11 protein-coding genes and 1 tRNA gene are annotated in these 12,316 nt (G+C 68.8%); 7 read left to right on the forward strand and 5 right to left on the reverse strand.

The genetic code is table 11. The features are described 5' to 3' along the window. Nucleotides 1–4 precede the first annotated feature (4 nt). The 4 genes from ccoP to ccoN are packed head-to-tail and all read right to left on the reverse strand — an operon-like array spanning nt 5 to nt 3,282. On the reverse strand, nt 5–865 hold the full coding sequence (gene ccoP, locus ACQW02_RS11875) for a cytochrome-c oxidase, cbb3-type subunit III (RefSeq protein ID WP_431285453.1): 861 nt from the start codon (nt 863–865) through the stop codon (nt 5–7). A gap of 12 nt (nt 866–877) precedes the next feature. Next, nucleotides 878–1,033: a cbb3-type cytochrome oxidase subunit 3 gene (locus tag ACQW02_RS11880; RefSeq protein ID WP_431285454.1), complete on the reverse strand. Its 156-nt coding sequence runs from the start codon at nt 1,031–1,033 to the stop codon at nt 878–880. Nucleotides 1,034–1,046: 13 nt separating this feature from the next. Further along, the gene (gene ccoO / locus ACQW02_RS11885) at nt 1,047–1,775 is read right to left on the reverse strand and encodes a cytochrome-c oxidase, cbb3-type subunit II (RefSeq protein ID WP_431285455.1); all 729 of its coding nucleotides are present in this window, start codon (nt 1,773–1,775) and stop codon (nt 1,047–1,049) included. A 10-nt stretch (nt 1,776–1,785) separates the two neighbouring features. Next, the gene (gene ccoN, locus ACQW02_RS11890) at nt 1,786–3,282 is read right to left on the reverse strand and encodes a cytochrome-c oxidase, cbb3-type subunit I (RefSeq protein WP_431285456.1); all 1,497 of its coding nucleotides are present in this window, start codon (nt 3,280–3,282) and stop codon (nt 1,786–1,788) included. 165 nt (nt 3,283–3,447) lie between these two features. Between ccoN and ACQW02_RS11895 the strand changes: the two genes are divergently transcribed. Continuing rightward, on the forward strand, nt 3,448–4,236 hold the full coding sequence (locus tag ACQW02_RS11895) for a DUF2189 domain-containing protein (protein WP_431285457.1): 789 nt from the start codon (nt 3,448–3,450) through the stop codon (nt 4,234–4,236). 4 nt (nt 4,237–4,240) lie between these two features. Here the strand turns inward: ACQW02_RS11895 and ACQW02_RS11900 are convergent, their stop codons facing one another. Next, nucleotides 4,241–4,966 carry a sulfite exporter TauE/SafE family protein gene (locus ACQW02_RS11900; protein WP_431285458.1) on the reverse strand — a complete coding sequence of 242 codons (726 nt, stop codon included), beginning with the start codon at nt 4,964–4,966 and terminating at the stop codon, nt 4,241–4,243. Between the two features lie 176 nt (nt 4,967–5,142). On the opposite strand from ACQW02_RS11900, the gene ACQW02_RS11905 reads away from it, so the two are divergent. The 6 genes from ACQW02_RS11905 to ACQW02_RS11930 all read left to right on the forward strand — a co-directional run bounded on the left by ACQW02_RS11905 (nt 5,143) and on the right by ACQW02_RS11930 (nt 12,130). Continuing rightward, nucleotides 5,143–6,711, forward strand: a complete 1,569-nt coding sequence (locus tag ACQW02_RS11905) for a helix-turn-helix transcriptional regulator (protein ID WP_431285459.1) — start codon at nt 5,143–5,145, stop codon at nt 6,709–6,711. A gap of 132 nt (nt 6,712–6,843) precedes the next feature. Next, on the forward strand, nt 6,844–8,643 hold the full coding sequence (locus ACQW02_RS11910) for a vanadium-dependent haloperoxidase (protein WP_431285460.1): 1,800 nt from the start codon (nt 6,844–6,846) through the stop codon (nt 8,641–8,643). A gap of 31 nt (nt 8,644–8,674) precedes the next feature. Next, a complete protein-coding gene (locus ACQW02_RS11915) occupies nt 8,675–9,844 on the forward strand; it encodes an acyl-CoA dehydrogenase family protein (RefSeq protein ID WP_431285461.1) in 1,170 nt (389 codons plus the stop codon). A 164-nt stretch (nt 9,845–10,008) separates the two neighbouring features. Then, nucleotides 10,009–10,084: transfer RNA gene (locus ACQW02_RS11920), tRNA-Glu, on the forward strand. 86 nt (nt 10,085–10,170) lie between these two features. Then, nucleotides 10,171–11,727 (forward strand): DUF6538 domain-containing protein, encoded by a 1,557-nt coding sequence (locus ACQW02_RS11925; RefSeq protein WP_431285901.1) that lies wholly within the window; start codon nt 10,171–10,173, stop codon nt 11,725–11,727. A gap of 58 nt (nt 11,728–11,785) precedes the next feature. Next, nucleotides 11,786–12,130 (forward strand): hypothetical protein, encoded by a 345-nt coding sequence (locus tag ACQW02_RS11930; protein ID WP_431285462.1) that lies wholly within the window; start codon nt 11,786–11,788, stop codon nt 12,128–12,130. The last annotated feature ends 186 nt before the right edge of the window (nt 12,131–12,316 follow it).

Here is a 12,316-nt window from a genome sequence, read left to right on the forward strand (position 1 = left end):
CTGCCTAGCGCTCCCCACCACCCAGCGCGTGGACATAGACGGTCAGCATGTTGATCGTCGCGGGATCAAGGCGCCCGGACCAGGAGGGCATCACCCCGCCGCGCGAAAAGGCGATGCTGCGGGCGATCGAGGCACGGTCGCCGCCATAGAGCCAGATGCGATCCGACAGGCGCGGCGCGCCCATGTCCTTGTTCCCCTCGCCGGCTTCGCCGTGGCAGGCGACGCAATTCTCGGCGAAGATGGGGGCGCCGCGGGCGGCGGCAGCGGTGTCGCCGGCCGGCCCCGACAGGGACAGGACGTATTCTGCGACATCGTTGATCTGCGGCCAGGTCAGCCCGGCGGTCGCATAGGCGGGCATGGCCACGCCGCGCGCATCGGCCTCGCCATTGCGGATCCCGACGCTGATGGTCTGGTGGATGGCATCGAAGCTGCCACCAAAGAGCCAGTCGTCATCCGCCAGGCTGGGGAAGCCGCCCACCGCCCCCTGCCCGCCCGAGCCATGGCAGCCGGCGCAGTTGGTGGCGAAGGCGATGCGCCCGCCGGCCAGCGCATAGGCGCGCAATTCGGGATCGGCCGCGATGGCCGCCGGTGTCGCCGCCCGCATACGCGCCAGCATGGGCGCCGCGCGCGCCTGCTGGGCCGCCATGTCTTCGGAGAAAGCCGCGCGCGTGGAATAGCCCAGCACGCCACGCACATAGGGCAGCGACGGGTACAGGATCATCCATACCACGGCAAAAGCGATGCTGGCGTAGAGCGTGTAGAGCCACCACGACGGCATCGGGGTGTCGAGTTCCTTGATCCCGTCCCATTCATGGCCCGTGGTCGCGGTGCCGCTATGGGCGTCCCTCTCGGGGGTGGTTGCCATCTGCGCGGGCTCTCAGTTCGGGTCGTTGCGGAAGGGGATCTGGGCGTGGTCGCGCGCGGCTTCGCGCGATCCGGGGCGCATCACCCAGACCAGGATTCCGGTGAAGAGGATGACGAACCAGACGACCCAGATGGCCGAAAGGATCTCGTGCAGGCGGGCCAGATCCATCGCTGGGGACTCCTTACGGCTGCCGGATTTGTTCGGGGGTGACGTCGGAGAAGCGCACCAGGGTGCCGAGCATCTGCAAATAGGCGACCACCGCATCCATCTCCGTCACCTCACGCGGGTTCGCGTCGAACACCCCCTGGCGGGCGCGCGGGTAGCGGGCGGCGAAGGCGGTGCCGTCGGCCTCCGGATTGGCCTGGGTGCGCAGGTCGGCCATGGCATTGGCGATCATCTCGTCGCTGTAGGGCACGCCGAGCGTCTGCTGCGCCCGCAGCCGCGCCGCGATCCCGGTCGCATCCAGCGGCCGGTCGAGGAAGGCATAGGGCGGCATGATCGATTCCGGCACCAGTTCGCGCGGGCTGCGCAGATGCGCCGCATGCCAGTCGTCGGAGAACTTGCCGCCGACGCGCGCCAGGTCCGGCCCGGTCCGCTTGCTGCCCCATTGGAAGGGGCGGTCGTACATGCTCTCGGCCGCCAGGCTGAAATGGCCGTAGCGCTCGGCCTCATCACGGAAGGGGCGGATCATCTGGCTGTGGCAGAGGTAGCAGCCCTCCCGCACATAGATGTCGCGGCCCATGAGTTCGAGCGGGGTGTAGGGGCGGACACCGGCGACACGCTCGATCGTCGTCTCGACCAGGAACAGCGGCACGATCTGCACCAGACCGCCGATCGAGACGGTGAGCAGGGTGAGGACGGCGAGAAGGATGACGTTCTTCTCGATGGGGGCATGGCTGAAGCGCTTCATGACCGTCTCCTCACTCAGCCGCGACGGGAATGGCGCCGGCGGGGGCGGCGGCGGCCGGGGCCACCGCGTCCTCCACGGCGGTCACGGTCATGTACAAATTGTAGGCCATGATGATCGCACCGGTCAGGAACATCAGCCCGCCCAGCATCCGGATGACGTAGTAGGGGTGCATCGCGGCCACCGTCTCGACGAAGGAGTATTGCAGGAAGCCGAGCTCGTCATAGGCGCGCCACATCAGCCCCTGCATGATGCCGCTGACCCACATGGCGGTGATGTAGAGGACGATGCCGAGCGTCGCGATCCAGAAGTGCCAGGCGGCGAGTTTCTCGGAATATAGCCCCTTCTTCCGCCACAGCACCGGGAAGAGCCAGTAGAGTGCGCCGAAGGTGATGAAGCCGTTCCAGCCCAGCGCGCCGCTGTGCACATGGCCGATGGTCCAGTCGGTGTAGTGCGACAGGCTGTTCACCGCCCGGATCGACATCACCGGGCCTTCGAAGGTGGACATCGCATAGAAGCCGACGGCGGTGACCGAAAAGCGCAGGCCGGGATCGGTCCGCAGCTTGTCCCAGGCACCCGACAGCGTCATCAGCCCGTTGATCATGCCGCCCCAGGACGGCATCCACAGCATGATCGAAAACGCCATGCCGAGCGTCTGCGCCCAGTCGGGCAGCGCCGTGTAGTGCAGGTGATGCGGCCCGGCCCAGATATACAGGAAGATCAGCGACCAGAAGTGCACGATCGACAACCGGTAGGAATAGACCGGGCGCTCCGCCTGCTTCGGGATGAAGTAGTACATCATCCCCAGGAAGCCCGCGGTCAGGAAGAAGCCGACCGCATTGTGCCCATACCACCACTGGATCATCGCATCGCGCACGCCGGAGGCGACGCCATAGGACTTGCCGATGCCATCGCCGACCGGCAGGGCCAGGTTGTTGACGATGTGCAGCATGGCGACGGTGATGATGAAGGCGAGGAAGAACCAGTTCGCCACATAGATATGCGGCTCACGCCGCTTCATGATCGTGCCGATGTAGCCGACCAGGTAGGTGACCCAGACGACGGTCAGCCAGAGATCCACATACCACTCAGGCTCGGCATATTCCTTGCCTTGGGTGACGCCCAGGACGTAGCCGAGGGCGGCGGCGACGATGAAGAAATTGTAGCCCCAGAAGAGGAACCATCCCATCTCCTCGCCACCGAACAGGCGGGCGCGGCAGGTGCGCTGGACGATGTACAGGCTGGTGCCGATCAGCGCATTGCCGCCGAAGGCGAAGATGACCGCGCTGGTATGGACCGGACGCAGCCGGCCGAAGGTGGTCCATTCCAGGTCCAGGTTCAGCAGCGGAAAGGCCAGTTGCGCCGCGATCACCACGCCGACGAGGAAGCCGACGATCCCCCAGAACATCGTGGCGATGGCGAAGGCACGGATCGGCGCCTCGACGTCCAGTTCCACGACGGCATGCGCGGGCGCGGTGGTCTGTCCGGTCAGCGCGGTGCTTGCTGCCATGATGTCTGGGTCTCCGAGGCGGGACCCGCCAGGGAATCCCCCGGCGGGCGTTGCGTTGCAGCATGCGGGGTGGGCATTCTTGCGTCCTTGATCCGGATCAAGGCGCGCATCCGACGTTACGTTTAATTTGTGCCGGACGTGCAGAAATATCGGGGGAAGACGAGCATGCCGAGCGATGCCCTGGCCGCACCCGATCCGGCCCCGCTGACCAGCCGCGTCCGCCGGGTCGCCACCGACCGCCCCTGGGTGTGGATCACGCTCGGGTGGCGCGACATGATGGCCCATCGCGCGATCAGCCTGACGATCGGCGCGGCGCTGGCGGTGTTCGGCTGGATGCTGTCGCTGGTGATGTTCGAACTGGGCATCGCCTGGGCCGTGCTGCCCTCGACCGCTGGCTTCTTCATCATCGCACCACTGCTGGCGGCGCCGCTTTATGAAACCTCCCGCCGGGCGGAGGAGGGCCTGCCGACCACCCTGGCCGACGCGATGCAGGGGTTTCGCCGCCCAGGCAGCCAGATCGCGATGATGGGGGCGGTGCTGCTGCTGATCCACCTGTTCTGGGTGCGGGTCGCGGGGCTGCTCTTCGCGCTGTTCTTCGGGATCAACTTCGCGCCGTCGCTGGCGCGGCTGCCGATGGCGATGCTGCAATCGGACCTGCTGCTGCCGTTCCTGATCGTCGGCACCGGCTTCGGCTTCTTCCTGGCGGCGATGACCTTCGCGCTGTCGGCGGTGTCGCTGCCGATGCTGGTGGACCGCAACGTGTCCTTCCTGGAGGCGGCGAGCGTCAGCATCCAGGCCGTGATGGAAAACTGGCGGGCGATGGTGCTTTGGGCCGGGCTGATCGTCGTGTTGACGGGGCTGGCGCTGGTGCCCTTCTACCTGGGCCTGGTGATCGTGATGCCGCTGGTCGGGCATGCCACCTGGCATGCCTATCGCGACATGGTGGTGCGCTGACGGATCAGGGGATCATCCGCACCGCCAGCGCCAGCAGCACGAGGCTGTTCAGCCCATAGAGCGCAGGGGCGACGCGCCGCAGCGCCGGTTCCGCCCGTCGGCGAAAGATACGCCCCAGCAGGGCCACGCCGACCAGCGCCGGCGCGGTGCCCGCGACGAAGGCCGCCATCGCCAGCGCGCCCGCAAGCGCGCTGCCGCTGGCCGCCGCCCCCGCCAGGGCGCCGTAGAGCAGGCCGCAGGGCAAGGCCGACAGCAGGACGCCCAGAAGGAAGGACCGCCCCCCGCCCGGCCGGTCCAGCAGCGGCGCGACCAGCCCGGCCAGGCGCCCCGGCAGCGCGCCCAGCCCGGCCCGCGGCAGCAGCGCGGCAAGCGCCGGCAGCGCCTGGGCCAGCATCGCGATAGCCGCGACCAACAGCAGCACGGGCGGCACCCAGGCCAGGCCCGGCAGCAGCGCCAGCACAGCGGTAAATCCCCCGGCAAAGGCGCCCAGGGTCGCGTAGCCCGCCGCGCGCCCAAGATGGTAGGGCAACAACATCGCCCCGCCGAGCCGCTGCAACCGCCCGCCGTCCAGGCTGTCGCCACGGGCGACCTGGGCCAGGACGAAGGGGCCGCACATCGCGGCGCAATGGCTGGCCCCGCCGACCAGCCCGGCCAGGAACAGCGCCGCCATCAACGCGGGCAGGCCATCGGCGCCGAGCGCGTCCAGGGCATGGAGGCAGGAAGCAAGCATTGCCCCACCTATAGGCCGGCGCGATGCCCCAGGTCATTGATCGGGCGCAGCCACAGTTGCGGGCCCCTTCGCGGCCGCTTGGCCCGGGGTTCCATCCCGCCGGACGCATCGGCGCTTGTCATCGCCCATCCGTATCGGACAGGCTCCCGGCCAGGATGACCTCACCGAGGGCCGTGATGCCTGGATCGGGAGACGCGTTCGTCGGCCGGCATGGGGAGCTCGCGCATCTCACCGCGGCGCTGGAGGCGTCGGGTGCGGGCAAGGGCCAGCTTGTCCTCCTGTCCGGGGAACCCGGCATCGGCAAGACCAGGATCGCCGCGGAACTGGCGCTGCGTGCCGAGGCGGCGGGCGCGCGCGTGCTGTGGGGGCGCTGCCACCAGGAGCCGGGGGCGCCGCCCTATTGGTGCTGGACGCAGGTGCTGCGGGACCTGGCCGAGGCGCTCGACGACCTGGCGCTGCAGGCGGATCTGGGGAACGGGGCGCCGGAGATCGCCGGCATCCTGCCGGAGCTGGGGGAACGGATGCCCGGGCTGGCACCCCCCATGCCGCCCGACGACCCGGCCCAGGCGCGTTTTCGGCTCTTCGCCGCACTGTCGCGCTTCCTTCTCGCCGCGTCGCGGCGCCGGCCGATGGTCCTCGTGCTGGACGACGTTCACTGGGCCGACGCGGCCTCCCTGCGGTTCCTGCGGTTCCTGGCGCCGGATCTGGCCGACAGCCGCCTGCTGCTGGTCGTCACCTGCCAAGAAGACGAATTGTCGCGCCAGCATCCGCTCTCCGACGCGCTTGGCGACCTGACGCGATCGCCGAGCGCGTCCCGCCTGCCGCTGTCGGGCCTGGCCGCCGAGGAGGTCGGGGCGCTGATGGCCGCCACGGCCGGCGCCGCGCCGCCGCCCGCGCTCGTGCGCTCGTTGCACAGGCTGACCGAGGGCAACCCGCTTTTCCTGCGTGAGATCATCCGCTTCCTGCGGGACAGATGCGTGCTGGCGGGGTCGGCGTCGCGGATGACGAGTCCCGCATCGCTGCGCATCCCCGATGGCGTGCGCGAGGTCATCGGCCAGCGCCTCAACCTACTGTCGCCCGGCTGCAACGACGTCCTGCGGGTCGCCGCGGTGATCGGCCGGGACTTCTCGCTCGATCTCCTGCGGCGGGCCTGCGGCGGGGATAGCGACGCCGTCCCGGCCGCGATCGACGAGGCGCTGGACGCGCGGATCATCGAGGAACCGCGGGCAAACAACTACCAGTTCACGCACGTGCTGATCCGCATGACGCTGTATGACGAGCTGCGCGCCGGCCAGCGCCGCCTGCTCCACCGCGCCGTGGTCGAGGCCATCGAAGCCCTGCCCAGGCGGGAGTCGGACCAGGCCCGGCACATGTACCGGGCGACCGGGCAAACCAGCCGCACCACCCCTGTCGCCGTTCGTGCCGGCATCCGCGCCGACGCGATGCGCGCCGTCGAGGATGCGGCGGCGTTCTTCCAGGCGGCGCTCGACCTGATGCAGCAGCAGGCCCCGCCCCCCGCCCTGGTGGCGCAGATGCCCGGCCCCGGCGAACTGACCGCGCGCGAGGCCGAGGTCCTGTCGCTGATCGCCATGGGCCGCACCAATGCGGATATCGCGCTGGTGCTGTCGATCGGGGTGACCACCGTCGCGACGCATGTCCGCAGCGTCCTGAACAAGACCGGCACCGCCAACCGGACCGAGGCGGCGGCCCTGGCGCTGCGGCAGGGGACGCCTCCTTCATCCTGATGAGGCCGAAGGGCGCGGGCCACCTGCCCGCGGGTCGCGGATCATTCGCTTTGACGATGTTTCGCCGCCCCCCGCCCGTGCAGAATTCGCGGTCGCCACCCATGCCAGACCGGTGCATCGGAGGGACATTTCATGAACAACGGCACCAGCATTCCAACGCCGCAGCCCGGCGAAGACCTGGACCCCGGCCTGGACCCCGGCCTGGGGCGCCGCCACCTTCTTGGCGGTGCCGGCCTGGGGGCGGCGCTTTTGGCGGCCAACCCCGCCGCGATCCCGCCGGCCCACGCCCAGCTTGCAAGTACCGGGCCAGCAAACACTGCCCCGGGCGCGCGGCCGATCGACGCCGCGGTCCATCGCCGCGCGCAGGAGGTCCGCGCAGCCTGCGCGCAGGCTGCCGGCGCCATCCCCATCGCGCCCCATCCCGCCAATGGCGACGAGGCGCGCTATCCGAACGCGATCGGTTCCGACACGCGCAGCCTGCCGCATGACGCGCGGGGTGAGGTGGATCCGGCCGCCTGGCGGCTCTACCTCGCGGCCTGCCAGACGGGCGATCCCGCCGATTTCGAGAAGGTTCCGCTTGGCGGCGTGCGTCGCCTTGGCAATCCGGCCGGCACGCTGGAGGTCAGCCTCTGCGGTCCCGACCCGACGCAGATCGCGATCCCGCCGGCGCCGGCGCTGGCCAGCGCCGAACGCGCCGCCGAGGCCGTCGAGGTCTACTGGCAGGCCCTGCTGCGCGATGTGCCGCTCGCCGCCTTCCGCGACGGGTCCGAGGACCGCGATGTGATCGCCGCCTGCGCCGAGCTCAGCGGCATGAGTGATTTCCGTGGCCCCAAGGCGGATGGGCGCGTCACGCCGGCGACGCTGCTGCGCGGCAGCGCGCTGTATTTCGATGCCGCGGCGCCCATGGGCCGCTCGGTGACGCCGCCGGGCGTGCTGGACGGGCCGGTGGTGTCGCAATTCCTGCTGCGCGACGTGCCCTTCGGATCGCAGTGGATGAGCGCGCAGATCCGCCCGGCGACACCGGCCAGCGAGTTCCTGACCAACCACGAGGACTGGCTTCGCGCGCAGAATGGCGAGGCACCGCGGCGCGGAGTCACCTACGAATCCACGCCGCGCTACATCGCGACGGGGCGCGACCTGGGGGAATGGGTGCGCCACATCCCGCCCTTCCCGGCCTTTGTGGTCCAACTGCTGACCACCGGGGCCTTCGGGCCCGATCCGCGCTATGGTGGGATGTTCCCCGCGGCGCAGCCGGCGATGGCACCCACCAACCCCTACGTCAGCCTGCGCAAGCAGAACCCCGCCTCCTCCTTCGGCCCGCCGCAGGTCGCGGCGTTGGTGTTCGAGGCCGCGAACAACACGATCCGCGCCGCCTATTGGCAGAAGTTCTTCGTGCATCGCACCTTGCGGCCGGAAGCCTATGGCGGGCTGGCGCATCAGCGCCTGGCCAATGGCGTGGCCGACTACCCGCTGCCAGACGCGTTCCTGCGCGCGGAGGCGCTGGAGCGCACCCGCGCCAAGCAGGGCACGCATCTGCTGTCGCAGATCTATCCCGACGGCTCGCCGAATTTCTCGGCCTATCCGGGCGGGGCGTCCTCGGTCGCCTCGGCCGTGGCGACGGTGCTCAAGGCCTTCTTCGACGAGACCCGCGTGATCGAGAACGCGGTCGAGCCCGATCCGCGGGACCCGACGAAGCTGATCCCCTATCGCGGGCCGCCGCTGACCCTCGGCGGGGAGTTGAACAAGCTCGCGACCAATTTCGGCAATGCCCGGAATTGGGGCGGGATTCACTGGCGCTCGGATGCCGCCGCCTCGATGCCGATCGGCGAGGCGGTGGCGATCGGCATGCTGCGGGAGATACGCACCACCTATCGGGAGAGTTTCGACGGTTTCAGCCTCACGCGCTTCGATGGGAGCCGCGTGACGGTCTGACCCGCCCGGACGACACACAGAGGAGGATCCCATGGACGCCTACCTTCCCATCGTCTCGGATGAGATGCTGCGTGGCTTTGCCGGGCGCCGCGCCCGGTATGACCGCGAGAACTCCTTCTTCCAGCAGGATTTCGATGAATTGAAGGCCGCGGGCTACCTGAAGATGCCGGTGCCGCGCGAACTTGGCGGCGCGGGCATGACCCTGGCCGAGGTCTGCCGCGCCCAATACCGGCTGGCCTACCACGCGCCGGCCACGGCACTCGGCATCAACATGCACCTTTACTGGGTGGGGCTGGTCGCCGACCTCTGGCGGCAGGGGGATCGTTCGCTCGAATGGGTGCTGAAGGAGGCGATGGAGGGCGAGATCTTCAACGCCGGCCATTCCGAGCGCGGCCACGACCTGCCGGTCCTGCTGTCGACCACCAGGGCCGAGCGCGTGGACGGCGGCTTCCGCTTCACCGGGCACAAGTTGTTCGCCAGCATGTCACCCGTCTTCACGCGCTACGGCCTGCACGCCACCTGGGCCGATGCCGAGGGCGGCCCGAAGGTCGTGCACGCCTTCATGCCACGCGACACCAAGGGCTACCGTATCCTCGACACCTGGGACACGATGGGGATGCGCGCGACGCGCAGCGACGAAGTCGAGTTGGAAGGCGCCTTCGTGCCCGACAGCCGGGTGGCGCGCATCCTGCCCGCCGGCACGGCCGATGCCTTCGTGCTCGGCATCTTCGCCTGGGCGGATATGGGCTTCGCCAGCATCTACCACGCGATGGCCCAGCGGGCGCTCGACCTGATCGTGCCGTCGGTGAAGGCGCGGACCTCGATCGCGGTGTCGCGCTCGATGGCCTACCACCCCGAAATCCAGCACGCGGTCGCCGAGATGGCGCTGCTGCTCGACCCGATCGGGCCGCACCTGGATCGCGTGGCCGAGGATTGGTCCCATGGCGTCGATCACGGCGCGACCTGGCCGGCGCGGATCGTGTCGGCGAAATACCATGCGGTCGAGGCCTGTTTCCGGATCGTGGACATGGCGATGGAACTCTCCGGCGGCGCCGGCATGTTCCGCAGCAACGAGTTGGAGCAATTGTTCCGCGATGCCCGCTGCGGCCGCTTCCATCCCGCGAACAGCTTCCTGACGCATGAGATCGTGGCGAAGACCACGCTCGGCATCGACCTGGGGGAGCAGCCGAGGTGGGGCTGAGGGTGGTGCCACGCGCCAAGGGCGGATGCGCCGAGGCCAGCCGGTGGGATTGTTATTTTTGGTAACAGGAAACCGTGCCTGGGGCGAGAAAACCACGTTCGGCGCATTCTTCGGTCGCGCATGGCTTGACCGAAGCGATGCCGGGCTTTACCCCGCCGCTGTGCGTCCCGTTCGTCTAGAGGCCTAGGACACCAGCCTTTCACGTTGGGTACGCGGGTTCGAATCCCGCACGGGGCACCACTCACGCTCTAAGCGATTGATCTGGCAGAGAACTGAGCGTACCCAAGGGGTTACGCGCCGTCTGGTGATACAGACGGGTGATCCAGATGGTCCTTCCGATGCCTTGTCCGATCAAGCACCCGAAGAGCGGCGTCTACCGGGCGCGCCAGGCGGTGCCTGCTGCTCTCCGCCCGTTCATCGGCAAGACGGAACTCCTCAAGACTCTCGGCACCAAGGACCCCGCAGAGGCAAAGCGCCGGTTCCCGGAAGTCATCGCCGAGTTCGACGAGATACTAGCTGGTGCCCGCGCCCAACTGGCCGGCACGGCCCGGCGCCCGTCCCCCCGCCAGATAGCCGAGTTGGCTGGGGAGTATTACCGCTCGATGGTCCCGCTGGTCGAAGACGCGCCGGGCACGGTCGAAGAGAGGGAGATCGGGCAAGATCTGCTGCGCGAGGAAAGCGGCCGGAAGCCCTCTGGCCGACGCTACGCGGAAGCCGAGGGGGTGCTCCAAGCTGCGGGCTACTCGACGGACCCCGCGGCGGTCGAGGACATATTCGCCGCCTTGTTGGATGCCCGGTGGCGGCTTGAGGGTGTCGGGCTGGCACGCGCCAGCCGGGACTGGTCGCCCGATCCCAATGTCTCGCTCTATCCGGTGCCCCGAGCCCCCGCCCCCGCCATCCTGGTGCCGGCTCCGGCTGTCTCGCCGCCAGCCTTGACCCTGACGGCCCTGCTGGATGCCTACGACCGGGAGAACCCTAAGCCCCCAAAGACGCAGGACAAGCGCCGGACGGCGCTCCGACACCTCGAGACAGCCGCCGGGCATGATGACGCCCGGAGGATCGGCAAAGAGGCAATCTCCGCCATGAAGGAGGCACGGCTCAAGTCCGTCGGGCTGCGGACCGTCAACGATGACATCGCGACCCTTCGGCCGGTCTGGGCCTGGGCGCTGAACAACGGGAAGCTGCCGCCCGCCCCGAACCCGTTCACGAACATGGCGAACCGCTTGGTGAAGCGCGGGCAGACGCCACGGGGGCCTTTCACCCACGCAGAGGCGGTGGCGATACTAACGGCCGCGCGGGACGCCAAGGGCTTTCTCCGCTGGTTGCCCTGGGTGCTGGCCCTGACGGGATGCCGCCTTGAGGAGGCGTGCGGTTCAATCCGTGCGGACGTACGGGAGGAGAGCGGCGTCTTGTGCCTCGTACTCGCGGATGACCGGCCGGGCCGCGAACTCAAGAACGCTCAGTCGGCGCGCAAGATCCCGCTGCACCCCGCCCTGATCGAAGAGGGCTTCGTCGAGTACCTCAGGGCGCTGCCAGCCGATTCTCCGCTGTTCCCGGACGTGAAGCCTGGGGCCTACGGACGGCGCGGTGCGACTGCCTCAAAGATATACGGTCGGTGGGTGCGCAAGACTGTCGGCGTCACTGACACGCGTAAGGACCCGGCCCACGGGTGGCGCCACTGGATGGCCGATGAACTTCGTGCCGCCCGGGTGCCTGAGGCCGCCGCCGACGCTCTGCTCGGTCACAAGGCCGCCGGCAACGCAGGCTCGGGCTACGGGGATGGATGGCGGGCGTGGCCGGATAGGTTGTTGGAGGAGCTGGCTAAGGTGCCGTCGCCACTGGTTGCCACGGATCGCGAAATTATCGGTGCGAAATCGGATTGACTACTGCGCCACGCTAGGTCCTGTTGGTTACCGGGCCTCTCGCCCTGGAGACCAGCAGTTGCGCCGTCCTTTTGCCGCCCTCGCCGCTGCGGTCATCGTCGGTTGCGCTCAGGCGCCGGAGACCATCGCCCCGGCCTTCGTGTCGGAGATCCCCTACCTGTCCTACACGTGCGAGCAACTGGCTGACGAACAGTTGCGGCTCAACGGCGAGCTGCTGGTCTCGACCCAACAGCAGCAACAGGCGCGGTCCAACGACACGGCCGGCGTGATCCTGCTAGGCCTCCCCCTCGGCTCTATGTCGGGCGGAAACGTGGCGCCACTCATCGCGCAGTACCGTGGTCAACAGGAAGCCATGCACCGGGCGGCCATCCGCAAGGGGTGCGGTCAGGTGCCAAGCGCTTAGCTGCCTGCCGGATTATCAGAAAGTCCACTGCGCGAGAACGCGCCAAACACAAATCCAAGCCCGGGAGACCCTCATGCTTCGTATCGGTTTCATCGCCTTAGCAGCCGGCGCCATGCTCTTCGTTGCGACGAATGCAGACGCAAGAGGCGGCAGCTCGAGCGGCGGGTCTCGTTCCTACGGCAGCTA

The sequence above is a fragment of the Humitalea sp. 24SJ18S-53 genome, from assembly GCF_050632385.1.
Taxonomy (GTDB): domain Bacteria; phylum Pseudomonadota; class Alphaproteobacteria; order Acetobacterales; family Acetobacteraceae; genus Humitalea.

Excerpts from the sequence above, each read along its gene's own strand:
- ACQW02_RS11895 (WP_431285457.1), top strand. The coding sequence starts at position 3,448 with ATGCCGAGCGATGCCCTGGCCGCACCCGATCCGGCCCCGCTGACCAGC.
- ACQW02_RS11905 (WP_431285459.1), top strand. The coding sequence starts at position 5,143 with ATGCCTGGATCGGGAGACGCGTTCGTCGGCCGGCATGGGGAGCTCGCG.
- ccoN (WP_431285456.1), bottom strand. The coding sequence starts at position 3,282 with ATGGCAGCAAGCACCGCGCTGACCGGACAGACCACCGCGCCCGCGCAT.
- ACQW02_RS11900 (WP_431285458.1), bottom strand. The coding sequence starts at position 4,966 with ATGCTTGCTTCCTGCCTCCATGCCCTGGACGCGCTCGGCGCCGATGGC.
- ACQW02_RS11925 (WP_431285901.1), top strand. The coding sequence starts at position 10,171 with ATGGTCCTTCCGATGCCTTGTCCGATCAAGCACCCGAAGAGCGGCGTC.
- ACQW02_RS11910 (WP_431285460.1), top strand. The coding sequence starts at position 6,844 with ATGAACAACGGCACCAGCATTCCAACGCCGCAGCCCGGCGAAGACCTG.
- ACQW02_RS11880 (WP_431285454.1), bottom strand. The coding sequence starts at position 1,033 with ATGGATCTGGCCCGCCTGCACGAGATCCTTTCGGCCATCTGGGTCGTC.
- ccoP (WP_431285453.1), bottom strand. The coding sequence starts at position 865 with ATGGCAACCACCCCCGAGAGGGACGCCCATAGCGGCACCGCGACCACG.
- ACQW02_RS11915 (WP_431285461.1), top strand. The coding sequence starts at position 8,675 with ATGGACGCCTACCTTCCCATCGTCTCGGATGAGATGCTGCGTGGCTTT.
- ccoO (WP_431285455.1), bottom strand. The coding sequence starts at position 1,775 with ATGAAGCGCTTCAGCCATGCCCCCATCGAGAAGAACGTCATCCTTCTC.